Source organism: Microbacterium sp. JZ31, from assembly GCF_016805985.1.
GTDB lineage: Bacteria > Actinomycetota > Actinomycetes > Actinomycetales > Microbacteriaceae > Microbacterium.
The window spans coordinates 2,739,537-2,759,404 of the sequence record NZ_CP017661.1 but is presented as its reverse complement, the minus strand read 5'-3'; the positions used below and the strand labels follow the sequence as shown (position 1 = coordinate 2,759,404).

Here is a 19,868-nt window from a genome sequence, read left to right as displayed (position 1 = left end):
TCTCGCGTGTCAGGACGCGGCGCGATCCCGGCCCGGGATGGCCTCGATCAGCCGCACCGTGTACGGATCGCGCGGTGACCGGAACAGCTCGGCGGTCGATGCGCTCTCCACGAGACGACCGTGCTCGAGGACGCTCACCTCCTCCGAGATCTGCCGCACGAGGCTGAGATCGTGCGAGATGAACAGGTAGGTCAGGCGATCCCTGTCGCGCAGGTCCATCAGCAGGTCGACCACCTGCGCCTGCACCGTGACGTCGAGCGCGGAGGTGGGCTCATCGAGGACGAGGATCTCCGGACCGAGCGCGAGAGCCCGCGCGATGGCGACGCGCTGTCGCTGTCCGCCGGAGAGCTCGCGCGGGCGGCGGCCGAGCAGCTCGCGGGGGAGCGCGACGTGGTCGAGCGCCTCGGCCGCCCGGCGACGTCGTGCGGCGGTGGACCGCTCGCCCGCGAGAGCGAGGGGCTCCTCGATCAGCCGCTGCACGGACAGGCGCGGGTCGAGCGCCGCCAGCGGGTTCTGATAGACGAGCTGCAGGCGACGGGCGTGCGGGTTCGCATGCGGGGCGCGTTCGCTGAGCGTGCGGTCGCCGACCGCGACCGTGCCCGCATCGAACCCCGTGATGCCCGCGACGATGCGCGCGATCGTGGACTTGCCGGATCCGGATTCCCCGACGAGGGCGTGCACGCCGCCTCGGCGGATGCGCAGATCGACCCCGTCGACCGCAGGGCGGGGCGCTCCCGGGAAGCTCTTGACGAGCCCGCGCACCTCGATGGCGGCAGGCGCGCTGTCGCTGATCGCGTGGAGGCGATCGCGATAGCGCTCGGGGCTCAGCGCGGGGGCGTTGGCGAACAGCGTGCGCGTGTAGTCGGCGCTCGGCGCGTCGAGCACGTGCGCGGTCTCACCGGCGTCCACCACCCGTCCGGCGTGCAGCACCGCGATCTGGTCGGCGCGGTCGCGCGCGAGGGCCAGGTCATGGGTGATGAACAGCACCGCGAGCCCGAGATCGCGGCGCAGCGCGTCGATCAGGTCGAGGATCGTCCGCTGCACCGTGACGTCGAGCGCCGATGTCGGCTCGTCGGCGATGAGCAGGCGCGGCGATCCGACGATCGCGATCGCGATCAGGACGCGCTGCAGCTGGCCGCCGGACAGCTCGTGCGGGTGAAGCCGCAGCTTGTGCGCCGCGTCCGCGATGCCCACGCGCTCCAGCAGCTCCACGGCGCGCGGGGTGCGCTGGGGCCGCGGCACGCCGCGGCGGCGCAGCTCCTGCCGTAGCCGCGAGCCGATGGTCTGGAGCGGATCGAGCGAGCTCAGCGGATCCTGCGGGACGAATCCCACCTCGCTGCCGCGCAGCCCGCGCCACGCGCGGTCGTCGAAGCCTGTCACGTCGTGGGCGCCGACGCGCACCGATCCGGCGGTGATGGCGCCGTTGCGGGGGAGCAGCCCGGCGGCGGCCAGCGCGATCGTCGACTTCCCGGATCCCGACTGACCGACCAGCGCGAGCGTGCGCCCCGGCGGGATCGTGAGGGACACGTCGGAGACCACGCCGGTCGTGTCGCGACCGCGGCGGTACGCGACCGACAGGCGGTCGATCGCGAGGACCGGCGCGTCCGCGCTGGGACGTTCTCCCGACGCCTGCGCGTCCCCAGGCGCGATGCGGGTGTCCAACTCGGTGATGGTCATGCGTCCCTTCCGTTCCGTGTGTCGGTCAGCAGCCCCGCGACGCGGCCGATGGACAGCACCGTGACCACGATCACGAGTCCGGGCAGCAGCGTGAGCGTCGCGTTGGACGAGATGTACTCGCGCCCCTCGGCGACGAGCAGGCCCCACTCCGGCTCGGGCGGCGGGGCGCCGTAGCCGAGGAAGCTGAGGGCCGCGATCCAGAGGATCGACGAGCCGAACTGCAGGGTCGTCATGGACAGCACGGGCCCGTACGAGTTCGGCAGCACGTGGCGTCCCAGGACGGCGAGCGTGCCGAGACCGAGGTGACGGCTGGACTCCACGAAGGTCAGGGCGCGCACGCGCAGCACCTCCGAGCGCATGAGTCGCGCGAACGTGGCGACCGACGCGATCCCGACCGCGATCGCGGCGTTGATGGCGCCGAAGCCCAGCGCCACCACGATCACCATCGACAGGAGCAGTCCGGGGATCGACAGCAGGACGTCCACCACGCGGCTGATCACGGCGTCGACCGCGCGGCCGAAGTACGCCGAGATGAGCCCGAGCAGGGAGCCGAGCCCCAGGCCGAGCACGACCGCGATGAACGAGGCGAGCAGCGTGCGGCCGGTGCCGTGGATCACGCGCGCGAGCACGTCCCGCCCCAGGTAGTCCGTGCCGAACCAGTGCACGGGCCCCGGCGGCAGCAGCGTCTCGCCGGGCGCGACCTCCAGCGGATCGTACGGGCTCAGCAGGCCGGGCGCCGCCACCGCCAGCGCGAGCACGAGCAGGAAGCCGATCGCGGCGATGTCGAATCCGCCGAGGCGCCGGCGGCGCGACGCGAGTCGGTGGGGGGTCGATCCCGGTGCGGTGTCGATCACGGCGCTCATGCGTTCGCTCCCTGCTTGTCCGGTGCCGCGGCGGTCGCCGGCGTGATGGCGGCCGCGGGCTGGGCGGCGAGTGTCAGCGCGCGGGCGGCGCCGAAGCGGCGGCGCGTCGTGGCCAGGCGCGGGTCGATCAGCGGATACACGAGATCCGTGATCAGGTTCACGGTGGTGAAGACGATGGACACGAACATCACCACCGCGAGCACCACCGGTCCGTCCTGCACCCGCACCGACTGCTCGGTGAGGAATCCCAGGCCGGTGCGGGAGAAGATCGTCTCGGAGATGACCGAGCCCGCCAGCAGCTCGCCGACCGTCAGCCCGAGGAGCGTGATGGCGGGGATGGCGCCGTTCTTCAGGATGTGGCGTCCGATGATCCAGCCCGGCGCGGTGCCGGACGCCCGGAGCACGGTGACGAAGGGCTCATCCGCGGCGCGCGTCAGGCCCTGGATCAGCACCTGCGCGATGGGCGCGCTCACGCCGATCGCGAGCGTCGCCGCGGGGAGCACGAGCGACTTGAACCCCTCGTCGCGGATGGAGGAGAACCAGCCCAGCTGATACGCGAACAGCTGCAGCAGGAACAGGCCGATCAGGAAGCTGGGGGTCGCGAGCGCCAGGACGGGGAGGGTGCGGATCGCCGCGCGCAGCCGCGGCCAGGGCGCGAAGACGGCCGCGACCGCGACGACGAGCGCCAGCACGGTCGAGAACAGCAGCGCCAGCCCGGCCAGCTCGAGCGTCTCACCGAGACCCTGGGCCATGAGGTCGGCCACGAGCCGTCCATCGCGCAGCGAGTATCCGAGATCCCCGCTCAGCACGCGCTGCACCGAGATCAGGAACTGCTCGAGCGGTGGACGATCGAGGTTGTAGTAGTTCAGGATGACCTGCGCCTGCTCGGGCGGGATCGGGTTCTGCGGATTGTCGATGCGGCCCTCGATCGGGTCGCCCGGCAGCAGGAACAGCACCGCGTAGACGAACACGTAGGTGAGGGCCACGACGAGCGCGGACTGCCCGAGCCGCCGTGCGATCGCGAATGCGAGTGTCATGGGTGCCGTTCCTGTCTGCCCGCTCAGCGGGTCACTTCTTGTCGGTCCACGTGTCGTAGAACCACGGCCGCGCCTCGTACGTCGTCCGGAAGTCGTGCACGTGGGGCTGGACGCCGAACACCTGGGTGTCGTCGAGGATCGGCAGCGCGTAGGCCTGCTCGATCACGTAGCGCTGGATCTCGCCGACGATCTCCGCGCGCTCCTCGTCGCTCGTCGCCGCGGCCTGCGCGGCGTACAGTCCGTCGAGCGTCTCGTCGGGCTGCGCGAGGTTGTACGAGTTGGTGCCGGTCGATGCGTAGTTCACGGTCTGGCGCACCCAGGCGTCGGCCTCGGGCCATCCGTTGCGGCGCACGCCGATGCTGCCGTCCTCGAGCGTCGCCGAGTAGTTCGCGTAGTCGGTCTCCTTGATCTCGAGTTCGATGCCGAGCTGCTTCAGCTGCCACTGCACGAGCTGGAAAAGGGGCTTCGCGGTGCTGTCGAACACGTCGACGTAGGTCAGGATGTGCAGGCGCTCGCCGTCCTTCGTGCGGTACCCGTCGGCGTCGCGCTCGGTCCATCCGGCCTCGTCGAGCAGGCGGTTCGACTCATCCGGGTCATAGGCGAGCTCGTCCGAGAGGTCGACGTACCCGAACGTGGTGGGCGTGACGGTGCTCGTCGCGACCTGCCAGTTGTCGGTGTAGAGGTCGTCGATGATCTGCTGACGGTCGATGCCGTGCTGCAGCGCCTGGCGTACGCGGACGTCGTCGAGGTGGGGCGCCGACTGGCGCACATCCCACACGTTCGCGTTGCCGGCACCCTGCACGCCCACCACCTGGATGCCCACGTCCTCCAGGGTCTTCTCCTCGCTCGGCAGGACGTAGCGGATCAGGTCCGCCTCGCCGGAGCGGAGCGAACCGAGCCGCACGCTGTCCTCGGTCACGGGGATCACGACGATCTCGTCGAGATAGGCCTCGCCCTGGTGCTCGAGGCTCGGCGGCGCCCAGTCATAGCCCTCGCGCTTGGCGAAGACGATCTCCTCGCCGTACTTCTCCGACTCGACGACGAAGGGACCCGAGCCGATGATGCCCGTGATCTGCGACTGTTTCTCGATCGTCGAGTCGATCGTCGCGTCCGCCACGAGCGACGTGCGCCAGAACGACAGCACGTTGAGGAACGGCGCGTACGGCTCCTTCAGCGTCACGGTGACCGTCTGAGCCGCGTCGTCCGCTTCGACCGACGCGATCGCGGGGAACCAGGTGTTGGCGGGGATGCCGCGCTCGGTGTCGCCGAAGGCCTGCCACTCGAGGTTGCGTTTGACGTTGGCCGCGTCGAGCGCCGTGCCGTCGCTGTAGGTGACCCCCTCGACGATGTCGAAGGTGTAGACGAGGCCGTCCTCGGACACGGTCCAATCCGTCGCGATGTACGGCTGGAGCTCGCCCGTCTCCGGATCGCGGAAGAGGAGGCGGTCCGTGATGTTCGTCACGTACGCGCTGTCCTGCCACGTGCCGCTCGTCTGCAGCTGGGTGTTGCTGGACAGCTCCGCATCGAGGTAGACGAGCGTGCCGCCGCTCTTGTCCGCCTCGCCACCGGCGGCCTGGGCCTGGGGCGTGACCGAGCACCCGACGAGCAGGGCGCCGACGGCCATGGCGCCGGCCAGGCCGAACGCGAGGCGGCGGGTGTGACGTGTGCGCATGGGTACTCCTTCATGGGGACGGAACAGGATCCGCCGACGGGTCCGGCCGTCGGTCAGGCGTCATGCAAGCACGGCGGGCGCGGCCGCGACGGGTCGAAGTCACGGGCGGTAACCCTGTTACGCAACGCGGCGACGCGGGGCGTAACGTTCCCGCGCCGCGCTCCGGCCGCCGCCCTAGAGTCGGGCCCCATGAGCACTGCAGCACCCGTCGGACGCGTCCGCCCCGCCACCTTGGAGGAGTTCGATCGCGAGCTCGATGCCCTGCTGATCGGGGTCGCCGAGCGTGCCGCGGAACAGGAGCGGACCCGCACGCTTCTGCGCGAAGACGTCCGCGCGCTGCAGGCGCTCGGCTTCGGTGCGCTGCGGCTGCCGAAGGAGGACGGCGGGCTCGGCGCCACGTTCGAGCAGCTCGTCGAGCGGGTGGTGCGGATCGCGGCCGCCGACTCGAGCCTCGCGCACCTGTATCGGGGGCACATCGCGTTCGTGGAGGGGCTGCTCGGCGGATACGACTCCGATCCGGCGCACAACCGGCTCTGGGTCGATCGGATCGCCGCGGGCGACCTGGTCGGCAATGCGCAGTCGGAGCGTCAGGAGACAGCGCAGATCACCACGACGCTCGCGCGCGACGGCGAGCGGATCACGCTGACCGGCCGCAAGTACTACACGACGGGGAGCATCTACGCCGACTGGATCCACCTGAGCGCCCTCGACGGAGAGCAGAGGGTCGGGGTCACGGTGTCCGCCCTGGATCCGGGCGTCGATTCGGTCGACGACTGGGACGGCTTCGGCCAGCTGCTCACGGGCACCGGCACGACGACGTTCGATCGCGTGCCGGTCGATCCCGCCGACATCGTGGTGGCGGGCGAGGACGCCCGGCGCGGCGACCACATCGCCTCCGTCTTCCAGATCGTGCTGCTGGCGGTGATCGCGGGCATCGGTCGCGCGGCGCTGCGGGACACGGTCGAGTACGTGCGCCCGCGGCGCCGCATCTTCGGGTTCGCGGGCGAGGCCGCACCGCGCGCCGACGCGCTCGTCCAGGAGACGATCGGCGCGGTCAGCGCGGCGAGCGAGGCCGCCGTGCGGCTCGTGCTCTCCGCGGCACGCGACGTGGACACCGCCCCGCGCGCCACCGCGCCGGCGAGGACCAGGCGTTCGGCGATCTGCTGCTCGGGGTCTTCCGGCTGCAGCAGGTCGTGGCGCCGCTCGTGCTCGATGCCATCACGGAGCTGTTCGAGGTCGGTGGTGCGTCCGCGGTGAGCCGTTCGATCGCGCTCGACCGGCACTGGCGGAACGCCCGCACCGTGCACTCGCACAACCCCGCCGCGCAGCGCCGCCGGGCCGTCGGCGACTTCGAGCTGAACGGCGCGCGGCCGGAGTGGAGGGGTGCCGCGGCGCACACCCCCGCGCCGCCGGTCGTCGCGGATGCGGTCGTGGCGCACCGCACCCCGGAGGCGGCCTCGTGAGCGGGAACCGTCCGGAGCGGAAGCGGCTCATCCTGAACCTGTTCGAGATGAACACGCCCAGCCACATCACGCACGGGCTCTGGCGGCTCCCCGGCAACAACCGAGAGCGCTTCAACGACATCGAGTACTGGATCGAGCTGGCGCAGCTCCTGGAGCACGGCGGCTTCGACGGCGTCTTCCTCGCCGACGTGGTCGGCACGTACGACACCTTCCGCGACGGTCCGGAGACGGCGCTGCGCGAGGGCATGCAGATCCCGAGCAACGACCCGCTGCTCGTCGTGCCGGCGATGGCGGCGGTGACGCGGCGCCTGGGCTTCGGCGTGACCTTCTCCACGACGTACGAGCCGCCGTTCGCCTTCGCGCGACGGATGTCGACGCTCGATCACCTCACCAAGGGAAGGATCGGCTGGAACATCGTCACGTCGTACCTGCCGAACGCCGCGCGCAACTTCGGGCTGGATGCCGAGGTGCCCCACGACAAGCGCTACGAGATCGCGGACGAGTACCTCCACGTGCTGTACAAGCTGTGGGAGGGCTCCTGGGACGATGACGCCGTCCTGCGTGATCGCGACGGGGGCGTCTACACGGATCCCGCCAAGGTGCGCTACATCGACCACGTCGGCGAGCACTTCAAGGTCAAGGGCCCTCACCTGTCCGAGCCTTCTCCGCAGCGCACGCCCGTGCTCTACCAGGCGACGGGGTCGCCCGCCGGCATCGCCTTCGCGGGCAGCCACGCCGAGGTCGTCTTCACGGGTGGCCGCTCGGTGGACGACTTCCGTCGCAACGCGCAGGCGATGCGCGATGCGGCGATCCTGCAGGGCCGGCGCGGCGACGACGTGAAGTTCGTCGTGCAGGCGGGCGTCGTCGTCGGCCGCACCGAGGAGGAGGCGGCGGACAAGCTGCGCGCGTACCGCGCGCACCAGAGCCTCGACGGGATCCTCGCCCACTCGAGCCTGCCGGTGGATCTGACCGCCTATCCGCCGCAGACGCCGATCGCGAGGGTCGTCGACGACGCGCGCGCATCCGGCGTCTCGCTGCCGTTCCTCGCGGGTGCGACGGGGACGGTCGGCGAGGCGCTGCAGCGGATCATCGCCGGCCGGGAGGACCGCTTCTTCGTCTCCGGCACGCCGAAGGTCGTCGCCGACGAGATCGAGCTGTGGCTCGACGAGGCCGGCATCGACGGCATCAACCTGCGTCAGTACCACTCGTTCGACACGGCCCGCGATTTCGCTGAGCTGGTGGTGCCCGAGCTGCGCCGACGGGGCAGGCTGCGCGAGGACGACGCGCCCGCGACGCTGCGCGAGCGCCTGTTCGACCGCGGGGACCGGCTTCCCGAGAACCACACGGGCGCGCGCTATCGCGGTGGCGCCAACCTGCAGTCGCCGATCGACGAGCTGGCAACGGCCCGCTGAGCCGCGTCGCCTCCACGGCGTGGCCCGCCGCTCAGCCCCCGCGGATCCGATGCCGCTCAGCCGCGCTCGGCGATCACGCGGTCGACGAGGCCGTAGTCGACCGCCGCCTCGGCGGTGAACACCCGGTCGCGGTCCGTGTCGTGGCGCAGCTGCTCGCGCGAGCGCCCCGTGTGCGTCGAGAGGATCGCCTCGAGATCGCCGCGCACGCGCACGAGCTCGTCGGCGTGGAGGATCAGATCGGGGATCGCGCCCCGGCTCTGCGCTCCCGGCTGATGAAGCACCACGCGGGCGTGCGGCAGGATGGCGCGCCGCCCCGCCGCGCCCGCCGCGAGCAGCACGGCGCTCGCGCCGACGGCCTGCCCGATGCACGTCGTCGCGACGGGCGGGCGGATGTACTGCATCGTGTCGTGCACGGCGAGCGCCGCCTGCGGATCGCCGCCCTCGGAGTTGATGTACAGCTGGATCTCCCGCTCGGGGCATCGGCTTCGAGGTGCAGCAGCTGCGCGATCAGCGCGTTCGCGACGCCCGCGTCGATGCCCGTGCCGAGGTAGACGACGCGCTCCGTGAGCAGCTCGGAGTAGACATCCATGATCCGGTCGCCGCGCGCGTCCCGTTTGATCACGTTGGGGATGGTGTACGAGGATTTCGACTCGGTCACTTCGTTCCCTCGCTCAATCTGGTCGCTCCGCGACGCATCATGCCGCTGCCTCCGTATTCGCGCTCAGCCCGATCCGGGTCCGCTGCCGCGGCATGAGCTCGTCGAAGCCGCGCACGACCCCGTCGATGAAGCCGTAGTCGAGCGCCTCCTGCGCCGTGTACCAGTGGTCGTGCAGCGAGTCCTCGAACACGCGCTCGAGGGGCTGCCCGGTGTCCGCGGCGATGAGCCCCAGCACCGTGTCGCGCATGTGCCGCAGGTCGTCGGCCTGCAGCTCGACGTCCACCGCGGTGCCGCCGATGCCCGCCGACCCCTGGTGCAGCAGCACCCGCGCGTGTGGCAGCGCTCGCCGCTTGCCCGGCGTGCCCGCCGAGAGCAGGAACTGCCCCGCGCTGGCGGCCATGCCGATCGCGACCGTGGACACGTCGCACGGCACCAGGCGCATGATGTCCCGGATCGCCAGCATGGCGGGGACGGATCCGCCGGGGGAGTGGATCCACAGCGCGATGTCCGCGACGGGATCCTCGGCCGCGAGCGAGAGCAGCTGCGTGGCGAGCAGCGTGCCGTTGTCGTCGTCGAGCGCGCCGTCGAGCATCAGCACGCGGCGGTGGTACAGCTCGCGGCGCGCCTCCGGGGTGAACTGGGGGATCTTCGGTTCGTCTGCCATGGCCCCAGCGTGCGCGCCTCGGGCGCCGCGTGGGGCGGGTTCCACCGTGGGCGGATCCGCCGACGGCAGAGCGGATCAGGCCGCGAGCGCGAGGACCTGGGCGCCGCCGGACATCGCGGGCGCGGGGGCCGGCGCGCTCGCGCGCAGATCGTCCGCGATGCCGGCGGTCAGATCCAGCAGGCTCTCGCCGAGCGCCCCGAGCACGGCCGCGATCATCTCGCTGGATGCCTCCTTGCGCCCGCGCTCCATCTCCGAGAGGTACTGCACGGAGATCCCGGCGCGGCGCGCGACATCCGCGAGCGTCTCCCCGCGCTCGCGCCGCAGGCGGCGCAGCCGCTCGCCCACGAGGTGGCGCCACAGCGGATCCGGATCGGGCGACGGGCCGCGGCGCGCGTCCTCGCGGCCGTCGGGGAGGGGAAGCAGCTCGGCCATGCCCTCACGGTAGGCACCCGGCCGCGCGGGCGCATCCGGTTCCGCCCAGGGCAGAACGGCGACGCGTGAGGCGAGGTCGCCTCCCCTGGCCGTTGAGCGAGCGAAGCGAGTCGAAACGGGGTGACGACGCCCGAGGCTTCAGCCGGTGGCGGTCCGGGCCGTTTCGACTCGTCGCTTCGCTCCTCGCTCAACGGACAGGGGTGTGAGGCCGCTAGGTTGATCGCGTGGCGAGGTACGTGAGGCCCACGGCGGCCGACGCGGTGTTCAACGGGCTTGTGGGCTTCCTGACGCGGATCGGGCTGCCCCTCGCGGGCAGCCGCCTGCTCGCGGTGCGCGGCCGGTCGAGCGGCGAGTGGCGCACGACTCCGGTCAACCCGCTCAGGGTCGCGGGCGAGCGTTATCTGGTGGCCCCGCGCGGGCACACGCAGTGGGTGCGCAACCTCCGCGTCGCGGGCGCGGGGGAGCTGCGCTCGGCGCGCCGGGTGGAGCCCTTCGTTGCGGAGGAGGTCCCCGACGCGGACAAGGCGCCGATCCTGCGCGCCTACCTCGTCGCGTGGGCGTGGGAGGTCGGCCGCTTCTTCGAGGACCTCGACAAGAACGCGACGGACGAGCAGCTGCGCGCCGCCGCGCCGGGGTTCCCCGTCTTCCGCATCCGTCCCATGCGGTGAGGCGGGCTCACACCGCGCGCGTGAGCGGCACCCGGATCGGCTCGTCCTCGAACGGCGACGCCTGGACGACCACGTCGCGCGGGTTCAGCCCGTCATCCGTGCGGTAGCGCTCGAGAAGCCGGGACTCGGCGTCGGCATCGCCCGCGTCGGCGGCGAGCAGCAGGGCGGCGACGTCGTCGATCCACGCCGCCTCGCCCTCGCTCACGCCCCCGCCGGGCGGCTCGATGCGGCCCCAGCCGTCCCACAGCAGCAGCTCGTCGCCGAAGCGGTGCGCGACCTCGTAGATGACCTCCTCGAGCAGAAAGCGGTCGCCGCGCAGCATCGGCACCTCCGGTGCGACGCCGAACGTGTCGGGATCCAGCTCCCCCTCGCGGAAGCGCGCCCAGGCCTGTGCGGCCGTCAGGAAGCCGCGCGCCTGACCGAACGCGATGTCCGTGGGATCGGGGAGCCCGGGCAGCGGGCCCTCGACCTCGGGGTCGAAGCGCCGCCAGCGCCCGTCCAGCCAGGCCTCGACGATCACGTGGTCGTGATGCCAGCCCGGCGTGAAGTAGCCGGCGAAGCCCACGCGGCTGCGCGCGGGGATGCCGTGCTGGCGCAGGGTCGCGACGCACAGCAGCGTGTGGTCGCGGCAGCAGCCCTGCACGCGCGCCGTCGGCGGCCGCGGCCGGTCGAGCGGCGCGGGGTGGCGCGCCTGATCGGTCGACAGGATGTCCTCGACCCAGCGCAGGCAGATGTCGCCGCGCGTCTCGGTGGGCAGCTCCTCGCCCGACGCGCGGTAGTGCACGATGACGTTCCGCGCGATCGCCGACAGGGCGGCAGGATCGCTCGGCAGCGCGTCGAGCAGGGCCGCGTGCGCGCCCGGGGCGGAGTACGGGGTGTGCGCGGCGTGATCGACGGCCGTCACCGGGGTCTTCTCCATGGCGGCATGATGCCACTCGTGCGCTTCGCCGGCCATAAGCTCAGGGTCGCCCAACCTCCGATCCGACGGGAGTCGCCGTGACCTTCTCGCGGTCGAGGCGCACCCGCCCGCCGAGCCGCACGCCCTGACGGCGTACCTCGCGGGCGAGCAGGCGCTCGTCGCGGCCGCCCGGCGCCACCTCGTGTCGGTCGGCGTGCCGAAGCAGCGCATCTCGTTCACGGGCTACTGGCGCATCGGCCGCGCGGGCTGATCTCACATCGCGCCCCGGCGGCGCGTGAGGGATGTGTCACCGGCCGTAACGCGGAAGGGGCGGTGGCGGAAACGACCGCACGGGACGCTGGGGGCAACCGTCCCCGAGGAGCCGCCATGTCGTACGTGAAGCCCGCCGAACTGATCACCGCCATGATCGACGCCGGTGAGTCGAAGATCCTGATGTCCACCCGCGACACGCTGATCCGCGGATTCATGGGAGGCGCGACGCTCACGATCGCCGCCGCGTTCGCCGTGACCGTCTCGACGAACACGGGTGAGCCGCTGATCGGCGCGCTGCTGTTCCCCGTCGGGTTCGTGCTGCTCTACCTGCTCGGGTACGACCTGCTGACGGGCGTGTTCACGCTCGCGCCCCTCGCGCTGTTCGACCGCCGCCCCGGCATCACGCTCGGCGGCATCGGCCGCAATTGGGGGCTGGTGTTCCTGGGCAACTTCGCCGGGGCCTTCACCGTCGCGGTGCTCATGGCGATCTACTTCACGTACGGCTTCACGACCGAGCCGAGCGCGGTCGGGCACGCGATCGGCGAGATCGGTCACGGGCGCACGCTCGGCTACGCGGAGCACGGCTTCGGCGGGATGCTCACGCTGTTCGTGCGCGGCATGCTCTGCAACTGGATGGTGTCGATGGGCGTGGTCGCGGCGATGATCTCGACGTCCGTCACGGGCAAGGTGCTGGCGATGTGGCTGCCCATCATGCTGTTCTTCTACATGGGCTTCGAGCACTCGGTCGTGAACATGTTCCTGTTCCCCGTGGGCCTGCTGCTCGGCGCCGACTTCACGATCATGGACTACCTGATCTGGAACGAGATCCCGACCGTCGTCGGCAACCTCGTGGGCGGCCTGACCTTCGTCGGCCTGATGATCTTCGCGACCCACGGCCGCACGGGCCCGAAGCGCGTGGTCGTGACGCGGCCGAACGGCAAGAGCTTCGCGGCGTCGCCCACGCGCGTTCCCGACCGCCTGCTCGCGCAGGCGCGCGACTGACAACCCGCGGTAGCGGTTCCGGATATCCCGAACCGGGATGTCCGGATCCCTCGGTGGGGCGGGCGGCGGCGCCGTCCTAGCTTTAGGACATGACCACTCAGGCTCCCTCCTCACCGGCCGTCCCGGCCCCGGGTGCTCCCGCCCGACGCCGGCTGCCGGCCCACTCATCGCCGCTGCGGCTCGCGGGCGCTCTCGCGCAGCTCGCGGCCCTCGGCGTCATCGGCCCCATCCTGGCGGGCGCCATCGGGCTGCTGCTCGGCCTCGGCATCGGCCTGCTGCCCGTGCTCGCGATCGGCGCCGTGTTCCTGCTCGGCCTCGTGTATCTGCTGTTCGCGATCGGCTGGATCGAGATCGCCCGCATCGACGGCCTGTACGACGCGGGCCTGCCCGCGCTCCGGGCGCGCCGCATGCCGCGCCGCACGTTCGGCGGCTTCCTGTCGATGGTGTGGCACCAGTTCATCGACGCGCCCATGTGGCGCGCGATCGCCAACCTCGCGATCGCGACCATCCTCGGCTGGATCACGCTGTGGCTGTTCCAGACCCTCGTGTCCTCGGTCGCGCTGGCGTTCGCGCCGCTGTACGCACCGGACGGCGTCGCCGGCTTCCTCGGCTTCGACGTCATCGCGGGCTGGGCGCCGCTCGTCGGCATCCTGACCTTCGTCGCGTCGGCGGCCGCGCTCGTCGGCATCGCGCTGTTGCACGGCGTGCTCGCCCGCGTGATCGTCATCCCGACGCGCGAGGCGCAGCTGGCAGAGCAGGCTCGCGTGTCCGACGTGCAGCGCGCCGGTGCCCTCCGCGCCTCCGAGGTGGAGCGCACGCGCATCGAGCGCGATCTCCACGACGGCGTGCAGCCGCGGCTCGTGTCGGTCGGCATGACCTTGGGACTCGCGCAGCAGAAGCTCGGCGACGACCCGGACGGCGCCCGCGCGCTGATCGAGGAGGCGCACACCTCCACCAAGGCAGCGATCACCGAGCTGCGGCAGCTGGCGCGGGGCATCCACGCCTCGGTGCTCGACGACCGCGGGCTCGACGCGGCCCTGTCGGCGCTCGCCGGACGGTCGCACATCCCCGTGCGGCTCGACGTGCGCCTGGACGGACGGTGCAGTCGCGACGCCGAGGCCGCCGTGTACTTCGCGATCGCCGAGTCGCTGACCAACGCCGCGAAGCACTCGCGGGCCAGCGAATGCCGCGTCACGGTGCGCGTGCGCGACGACGGCACACTGTGGGCCCGCGTCGAGGACAACGGCCTGGGCGGCGCCCGCGTGCTGCCGGGCGGCGGTCTGGACGGCATCTCCAACCGCGTGCTCGCGGCCCGCGGCACCGTGCGGCTCGACAGCCCGCTCGGCGGGCCCACCGCCCTGGAGGTGAGCGTGCCATGCGCATCCTGATCTGCGAGGACTCCGTCCTGCTGCGCGAGGGCCTCGTGCGCCTGCTCGACGGCAGCGGCCACACGGTCGTCGCGGCACTGCCCGACGCATCCGGCCTGCAGGCCGCGGTCGACCAGACGGCCCCCGAGCTCTGCATCCTCGACGTCCGCCTCCCGCCCACCTTCACGGACGAGGGCATCCGCGCCGCGGTGCAGCTGCGGGCCCGGCGCCCCGAGCTTCCGGTGCTCGTGCTGTCCCAGTACGTCGAGGAGCGCTACGCGAGCGAACTCATCACCGGCCAGGGCGGCGCGCTCGGCTACCTGCTCAAGGACCGGGTCGCGGACGTCGCCGAGTTCCTGGCGTCGGTCACCCGGATCGGGCAGGGCGCGACGGTGCTCGACCCCGAGGTCGTCGCACAGCTGCTCACCCGTCGGCGCGAGGACGACCGGATGTCGCGCCTGACCGAGCGCGAGCGCACGGTGCTCGCACTGATCGCGGAGGGCAAGTCGAACCAGGCGATCGCCGGGATGCTCTTCCTCTCCGAGGCGAGCGTCGAGAAGCACATCACCGCGATCTTCCAGAAGCTGGGCCTCGAGCCCGACGAATCCGGCAACCGCCGCGTGCTCGCGGCGCTTGCGCACATCGAGAGCAGCGGCGGATCGCCGCAGACAGGAACGGCACGATGAACACGACCGTCACGCCTCCGCCTCCCGCGCCGGCCTCGTCGCCGGCTCCGGCCACGCCGCCCCGCAGCGGTGGTCCGGGCAAGCCCGTCGCGATCATCCTGATCGTGATCGGCGCGCTCCTCCTCCTCGGCACGATCGCCGGCGCGATCCGATCGACCGTCGCGGCGGCCACGCGCGTGACCGACACGCTGACCGCGGAGGTGTCCGGCGTCTCGTCGCTCGACGTGCAGGCGGACGCCGCCCAGTTCCGCATCGAGTTCGCCGACGTGGAGGAGGCGACGCTCGAGATCACCGACTCGCAGAGCGAGTGGACGATCCGCCGGGACGGCGACGAGCTGCGCGTGTCCAGCCGCGACGGCCTGCTCGACGGCTGGGGTCGCTGGGACGGCCCGCGCTGGGGCTGGGGCTGGGGCCGCGACGAGGAGCGGGTCGTGCTGACGCTCCCCGAGTCGCTCGAGGGCGTCGACGCACGGCTCGCGGTCTCGGCCGGCGCTCTCGACAGCGACGGGTCGTTCGGCGCGCTCGAACTCGAACTGGGCGCCGGCAGCCTCGACGTCCGCGGTTCGGCCGAGTCGCTCGCCGCCGACATCAACGCCGGCGCGGCGCGCATCGCGCTCGCCGAGGTCGGCGAGGCGCAGTTCACGCTCGCGGCGGGCCGGCTCGAGGCCGAGCTCACCGGGGCACAGCCGGAACTCGTCGACATCGGCGTGAGCGCGGGCTCCCTCGACCTCACGCTGCCGGCCGGCGAGTACGACGTGCAGGAGGACATCTCGGCCGGGGCGATCGACAACCGCCTCGAGACCGCCAGCGCGTCCGAGCACCAGGTCGCGGTGGACATCGCCGCGGGGCACGTGAGCCTCCGCTCCGCCGGCTGATTCCGCGATCCGGACCGCCGGCGGCGCGAAGCCGTCGGCGGTCCGGGCCGTTTCGACTCGGTCGCTGCGCTCCCTCGCTCGACGAACAGCCAGCTGCTGTGTTCGTTGAGCGACGAGCGCGAGGAGTCGAAACGGCGCAATCCCCGCCCCGGCCGCATGCGGGCTCAGAGCATGGCGGACGCCTCCGACAGCACGCCGCGCAGAATGTCGGTGATCTCCTCGAACTCGGCCTGTCCGCACGTCAGCGGCGGCGCGAGCTGGATCACGGGGTCGCCCCGGTCGTCCGCGCGGCAGTAGAGGCCGGCGTCGAACAGCGCCCGCGACAGGAAGCCGCGCAGCAGACGCTCGGACTCGTCGGCGTCGAACGTGGCCTTCGTGCCCTTGTCCTTCACGAGCTCGATGCCGAAGAAGTACCCGTCGCCGCGCACGTCGCCCACGATCGGCAGGTCGAGCAGCGTCTCGAGCGAGGCACGGAACGCGGCGGAGTTCGCACGCACGTTGTCGTTCAGGCCCTCGCGCTCGAAGATGTCGAGGTTCGCCATCGCGACGGCGGTCGAGACGGGGTGCCCGCCGAACGTGTAGCCGTGCAGGAACGTCGTGGTGCCGGTCGCGAACGGCTCGTAGATCCGGTCGCTCACGATCGTCGCGCCGAGCGGGGAGTAGCCGCTCGTGATGGCCTTGGCGCACGTGATCATGTCGGGCACGTAGCCGTACGCGTCGCACGCGAACATGTGGCCGATCCGGCCGAACGCGCAGATCACCTCGTCGCTGACGAGCAGGACGTCGTACGTGTCGCAGATCCGCCGCACGCGCTCGAAGTAGCCCTTCGGCGGCGGGAAGCAGCCGCCCGCGTTCTGCACGGGCTCCAGGAACACCGCCGCGACGGTCTCGGGACCCTCGAACAGGATCATCTCCTCGATCCGGTTCGCGGCCCAGATCCCGAACTCCTCCTCCGTGCCCGTGAAGCCCATCTCCTCGGCGCGGTAGAAGTTCGTGTTCGGCACGCGGAAGGCCCCGGGCGTGAGCGGCTCGTACATCTCCTTCATGGCCGGGATGCCGGTGATGGCGAGCGCGCCCTGCGGGGTGCCGTGATACGCGACCGCGCGCGAGATGACCTTGTGCTTGGTGGGGCGGCCCTGCAGCTTCCAGTAGTGCTTGGCCAGCTTGAACGCGGTCTCCACCGCCTCGCCGCCGCCCGTGGAGAAGAACACGCGGTTCAGGTCGCCGGGCGCGTAGTCCGCGAGGCGGTCGGAGAGCTCGATCGCGTTCGGGTGGGTGTAGCCCCAGATCGGGAAGTAGGCGAGCTCGGCGGCCTGCTTCGCCGCGACCTCCGCGAGCTCGCGGCGGCCATGGCCCGCGCCGACCACGAACAGGCCCGACAGGCCGTCGAAGTAGCGCTTGCCGCGGCTGTCCCAGATGTAGTGGCCGTCGCCCTTCACGATCATCGGCACATGCCCCGCCGCGAGCGCGGACTGGCGGCCGAAGTGCATCCACAGGTGGTCGGCGGCCTTGGCGTTGAGCGCCTCCGTGTCGTAGCGGGCCGTGTCGGAGGCCAGGTGCTGCTGGGTGTCGGTCATTGCGATCCTCCTCGGATGCGTCAGCGGGTTCCCCAGTCGTAGAGCTGCTTGCGCAGCTTCAGGTAGACGAACGTCTCGGTGGAGGCGACGCCCTCGAGCGAGCGGATCCGGTCGTTGAGCACGTCGAGCAGCTTCTCGTCGTCCTCGGCGACGACCTCGACGAGCAGGTCGAAGCTTCCGGCCGTGAGCACCACGTAGATCACGTCGGGGATCTCAGCGATCTGGTCCGCGATCGTGCGTGTGTCCCCCGAGACGCGCACGCCGATCATCGCCTGGCGGAGGAATCCCATCTGCAGGGGGTCGGTCACGGCGACGATCTGCATCACGCCTGAGTCCATCAGGCGCTGCACGCGCTGCCGCACGGCGGCCTCGGACAGCCCGACGGCCTTGCCCACCTCGGCGTACGAGCGGCGCCCGTCGACCTGCAGCTGCTCGATGATCGCCTTCGAGATGTCGTCGAGCGGGGCCTTGGCGTCGCGAGGGGGCATATGACCATATTGACAGTGGATCCCAGGTCAGACAAGGGATTCCGCAGTTGCGGCGGGGGTGTGCTTGCGGAATCGGCAGGATCCGGCTCAGTGCACCAGGCCTGTGCGGGCGACCTCCCCGAGCCACGCGAGGCTGGGCTTCGGGCGACGCTCGAACGTGTCGGGGTCCCAGGCGATGAGGCCGAACGTGGGCGCGAAGCTTCCCCACTCGTAGTTGTCGAGCGCGCTCCAGTGCAGGTAGCCGCGCACGTCCACGCCGTCGGCGATCGTGCGCGCGACGGCCTCCAGTGCTCCGCGCGTGTAGTCGATGCGACGTGCGTCGTCGGCGGTCGCGATGCCGTTCTCGGTCACGTAGACCGGCACGCCGGCGCGTGCCCACGCGTTGCGGATCCCCTCGCCCACGGCGGGCGGGTAGTACTCCCAGCCCGTCAGCGTGCGCTCGGCGTCGTCGCGGATGGGGAGCGGCCCGTCGGGTCCGATGCGCGTGCGCGTGTACGCCTGCACGCCGATCCAGTCGTCGCCTTCCGCGGCGTCGAGGAAGACGTCCTCGCGCGAGCGTCCGTACGCGGCCGCGACCGACTCCGCTCCCGGTTCGGGCTGATAGGCCTGCGTCGCCACCGACCATCCGGCCCGGGCTCCCGCCCCGCGCACCAGCTCGGTCGCGCGCCGGTGCGCCGCGATCAGACGGTCGGTCACGGCCGGCACGCCGGGCGGCAGGCCCACGGAGGGGAATCCGACCGCCGGATCCGCGAGCACCGACACCATGTTGGGCTCGTTGATCGTGCACACGAGCTCGACATCCGCGATCACGGGCAGTGCGGCCTCGACGAAGCGCGCGAACCGGTCCACGGACGCGTCGGTGAGCCACCCGCCGTCGCGCGCGAACCAGACCGGGTTCGTGAAGTGATGCAGGGTCACGAAGGGCTCGAGGCCGAGCGACCGAGCGGTGTCGACCATCCTGAGGTAGTGCGCGATCGCCGCGCGCGACACGAACCCCTCCTCGGGCTCGATGCGCGCCCACTCGATGCTGAAGCGGTAGCTGTTCAGGCCGGCGTCCGCCAGCAGGCGCATGTCCTCCGGGTATCGGTGGAAGCTGTCGGCCGCGTCGCCGGACGGCTCGGCGACCGGCGGGCCCGGCAGGTGGCCGTGCTCGCGCTGCCACCAGTCGGAGTTCACGTTGCCGCCCTCGACCTGGTGCGCGGCGGTGGACGCGCCCCACAGGAAGCCGTCGGGCCAGCGGAGGTCGTCCATCGTGCGGGCGTCGGTCATCCGTCTCTCCTTGCTACTTGATGCCCGTCAGGGCGATGCCTTGGACGAAGTGGCGCTGCAGCGCGACGAACACGACGAGGACGGGCACCACGACGATCACCGCGCCGGCCATCATCAGCCCGTACTCCGCCGCGTTCTGCCCCACGGAGTACAGCGCCAGCGCGACCGGCAGCGTGTACTTGTCCTCGCCGGTGGCGACGACGAGCGGCCACAGGAAGTTGTTCCAGCTCGCGAGGAACGTGAGGATCGTGAGCGTCGCGACCGCGGGCCCGCACAGCGGCATGATCACGCGGAGGAAGATGCGCCACTCGCTCGCTCCGTCGATCCTGGCCGCCTCGATCAGCTCGTCGGGCAGGCCGAGCATGAACTGCCGCATGAGGAACACGCCGAGCGGCGTGATGAGGAACGGCAGGATGAGACCGGGGTACGAGTTGACGAGGCCGAGGTTGGCCGTGAGCACGAACAGCGGCACGAACGTCACGACCCCGGGCACCATGAGCGTCGCGAGCACGAGCAGGAACAGCAGGCGCTTGCCGCGGAACTCGAGCTTGGCGAGCGCGTAGCCGACCATCGACGAGAACACGATGTTGCCGGCCGTGACGCACACCGCCACGACGATGCTGTTGAGGAAGAACGTCGTGAAGTCGAGCCGGCCGAACAGCTGCGTGTAGTTCTCGAGCGTCGGCTCGAGCGGCAGGAATCCTGTGGGGTGCTGCCGGATCTCGGCGTTCGTCTTGAACGAGCCCAGGATCATCCACACGAACGGCATGGCCATCGCGATGAGACCGAGCGTGAGCACGACGTAGAGCCACCAGCGGGGGCGCTCGCCGCGGCGCCGGCGCGGGCTCGGCTCGGCGGCCACGGGCGTCTGCGTGATCGCGGTCATG

At 71.5% G+C, this 19,868-nt stretch carries 20 protein-coding genes and 1 pseudogene; 9 read left to right on the top strand and 12 right to left on the bottom strand.

The window, feature by feature from the left end; genetic code table 11:
- Positions 1 to 9: 9 nt before the first annotated feature.
- The 4 genes from BJP60_RS13105 to BJP60_RS13090 are packed head-to-tail and all read right to left on the bottom strand — an operon-like array spanning position 10 to position 5,249.
- Entirely contained in the window at positions 10 to 1,677 is a 1,668-nt protein-coding gene (locus BJP60_RS13105; protein WP_203136250.1) for a dipeptide ABC transporter ATP-binding protein, read from the bottom strand.
- Positions 1,674 to 2,540 (bottom strand): ABC transporter permease, encoded by an 867-nt coding sequence (locus tag BJP60_RS13100; protein ID WP_203136249.1) that lies wholly within the window; start codon positions 2,538 to 2,540, stop codon positions 1,674 to 1,676. The genes BJP60_RS13105 and BJP60_RS13100 overlap by 4 nt, the downstream gene beginning before the upstream one ends.
- Entirely contained in the window at positions 2,537 to 3,577 is a 1,041-nt protein-coding gene (locus BJP60_RS13095; protein WP_203136247.1) for an ABC transporter permease, read from the bottom strand. Before BJP60_RS13095 ends, BJP60_RS13100 begins: the two co-directional genes overlap by 4 nt.
- A 31-nt stretch (positions 3,578 to 3,608) precedes the next feature.
- Positions 3,609 to 5,249, bottom strand: a complete 1,641-nt coding sequence (locus BJP60_RS13090; protein WP_203136245.1) for an ABC transporter substrate-binding protein — start codon at positions 5,247 to 5,249, stop codon at positions 3,609 to 3,611.
- Positions 5,250 to 5,438: 189 nt separating this feature from the next.
- Here BJP60_RS13090 and BJP60_RS13085 point away from each other — a divergent pair, with 189 nt between their 5' ends.
- The 3 genes from BJP60_RS13085 to BJP60_RS13075 are packed head-to-tail and all read left to right on the top strand — an operon-like array spanning position 5,439 to position 8,124.
- Positions 5,439 to 6,506, top strand: coding sequence for an acyl-CoA dehydrogenase family protein (locus BJP60_RS13085; RefSeq protein ID WP_203136244.1), 1,068 nt, complete (start codon positions 5,439 to 5,441; stop codon positions 6,504 to 6,506).
- Positions 6,455 to 6,712, top strand: coding sequence for a hypothetical protein (locus BJP60_RS13080; RefSeq protein WP_203136243.1), 258 nt, complete (start codon positions 6,455 to 6,457; stop codon positions 6,710 to 6,712). The genes BJP60_RS13085 and BJP60_RS13080 overlap by 52 nt, the downstream gene beginning before the upstream one ends.
- 47 nt (positions 6,713 to 6,759) lie before the next feature.
- The gene (locus tag BJP60_RS13075; RefSeq protein ID WP_203139360.1) at positions 6,760 to 8,124 is read left to right on the top strand and encodes an NtaA/DmoA family FMN-dependent monooxygenase; all 1,365 of its coding nucleotides are present in this window, start codon (positions 6,760 to 6,762) and stop codon (positions 8,122 to 8,124) included.
- Between the two features lie 56 nt (positions 8,125 to 8,180).
- Here the strand turns inward: BJP60_RS13075 and BJP60_RS13070 are convergent.
- From BJP60_RS13070 to BJP60_RS13060, 3 genes and pseudogenes are all read right to left on the bottom strand, one after another.
- Positions 8,181 to 8,713: pseudogene (locus BJP60_RS13070) on the bottom strand (ClpP family protease).
- A gap of 106 nt (positions 8,714 to 8,819) precedes the next feature.
- Positions 8,820 to 9,446 carry a ClpP family protease gene (locus BJP60_RS13065; RefSeq protein ID WP_203136242.1) on the bottom strand — a complete coding sequence of 209 codons (627 nt, stop codon included), beginning with the start codon at positions 9,444 to 9,446 and terminating at the stop codon, positions 8,820 to 8,822.
- 75 nt (positions 9,447 to 9,521) lie between these two features.
- Complete coding sequence (locus tag BJP60_RS13060; protein ID WP_203136241.1) at positions 9,522 to 9,878, bottom strand: helix-turn-helix domain-containing protein; 357 nt, start codon at positions 9,876 to 9,878, stop codon at positions 9,522 to 9,524.
- Between the two features lie 224 nt (positions 9,879 to 10,102).
- Here BJP60_RS13060 and BJP60_RS13055 point away from each other — a divergent pair, with 224 nt between their 5' ends.
- A complete protein-coding gene (locus tag BJP60_RS13055; protein ID WP_203136240.1) occupies positions 10,103 to 10,546 on the top strand; it encodes a nitroreductase/quinone reductase family protein in 444 nt (147 codons plus the stop codon).
- A 7-nt stretch (positions 10,547 to 10,553) separates the two neighbouring features.
- Here the strand turns inward: BJP60_RS13055 and BJP60_RS13050 are convergent, their stop codons facing one another.
- Entirely contained in the window at positions 10,554 to 11,465 is a 912-nt protein-coding gene (locus BJP60_RS13050) for a transglutaminase domain-containing protein (protein ID WP_203136239.1), read from the bottom strand.
- Positions 11,466 to 11,499: 34 nt separating this feature from the next.
- Between BJP60_RS13050 and BJP60_RS15415 the strand changes: the two genes are divergently transcribed.
- The 5 genes from BJP60_RS15415 to BJP60_RS13025 all read left to right on the top strand — a co-directional run bounded on the left by BJP60_RS15415 (position 11,500) and on the right by BJP60_RS13025 (position 15,647).
- Positions 11,500 to 11,715: an SIP domain-containing protein gene (locus BJP60_RS15415; RefSeq protein WP_203139352.1), complete on the top strand. Its 216-nt coding sequence runs from the start codon at positions 11,500 to 11,502 to the stop codon at positions 11,713 to 11,715.
- A gap of 116 nt (positions 11,716 to 11,831) precedes the next feature.
- Positions 11,832 to 12,719, top strand: a complete 888-nt coding sequence (locus BJP60_RS13040; protein WP_203136238.1) for a formate/nitrite transporter family protein — start codon at positions 11,832 to 11,834, stop codon at positions 12,717 to 12,719.
- Between the two features lie 89 nt (positions 12,720 to 12,808).
- Positions 12,809 to 14,107 (top strand): sensor histidine kinase, encoded by a 1,299-nt coding sequence (locus BJP60_RS13035; RefSeq protein ID WP_203136236.1) that lies wholly within the window; start codon positions 12,809 to 12,811, stop codon positions 14,105 to 14,107.
- Positions 14,095 to 14,772 carry a LuxR C-terminal-related transcriptional regulator gene (locus tag BJP60_RS13030; RefSeq protein ID WP_203136234.1) on the top strand — a complete coding sequence of 226 codons (678 nt, stop codon included), beginning with the start codon at positions 14,095 to 14,097 and terminating at the stop codon, positions 14,770 to 14,772. The genes BJP60_RS13035 and BJP60_RS13030 overlap by 13 nt, the downstream gene beginning before the upstream one ends.
- Positions 14,769 to 15,647, top strand: a complete 879-nt coding sequence (locus BJP60_RS13025) for a hypothetical protein (protein WP_203136232.1) — start codon at positions 14,769 to 14,771, stop codon at positions 15,645 to 15,647. Before BJP60_RS13030 ends, BJP60_RS13025 begins: the two co-directional genes overlap by 4 nt.
- Before the next feature lie 164 nt (positions 15,648 to 15,811).
- Here the strand turns inward: BJP60_RS13025 and BJP60_RS13020 are convergent, their stop codons facing one another.
- From BJP60_RS13020 to BJP60_RS13005, 4 genes are all read right to left on the bottom strand, one after another.
- Positions 15,812 to 17,224 carry an aspartate aminotransferase family protein gene (locus BJP60_RS13020; RefSeq protein ID WP_203136230.1) on the bottom strand — a complete coding sequence of 471 codons (1,413 nt, stop codon included), beginning with the start codon at positions 17,222 to 17,224 and terminating at the stop codon, positions 15,812 to 15,814.
- A gap of 20 nt (positions 17,225 to 17,244) precedes the next feature.
- Positions 17,245 to 17,712: an Lrp/AsnC family transcriptional regulator gene (locus tag BJP60_RS13015; RefSeq protein ID WP_203136228.1), complete on the bottom strand. Its 468-nt coding sequence runs from the start codon at positions 17,710 to 17,712 to the stop codon at positions 17,245 to 17,247.
- Positions 17,713 to 17,799: 87 nt separating this feature from the next.
- Positions 17,800 to 18,981 (bottom strand): glycoside hydrolase family 1 protein, encoded by a 1,182-nt coding sequence (locus BJP60_RS13010; protein ID WP_203136227.1) that lies wholly within the window; start codon positions 18,979 to 18,981, stop codon positions 17,800 to 17,802.
- 13 nt (positions 18,982 to 18,994) lie between these two features.
- Entirely contained in the window at positions 18,995 to 19,867 is an 873-nt protein-coding gene (locus tag BJP60_RS13005) for a carbohydrate ABC transporter permease (RefSeq protein WP_203136226.1), read from the bottom strand.
- Position 19,868: the final 1 nt, after the last annotated feature.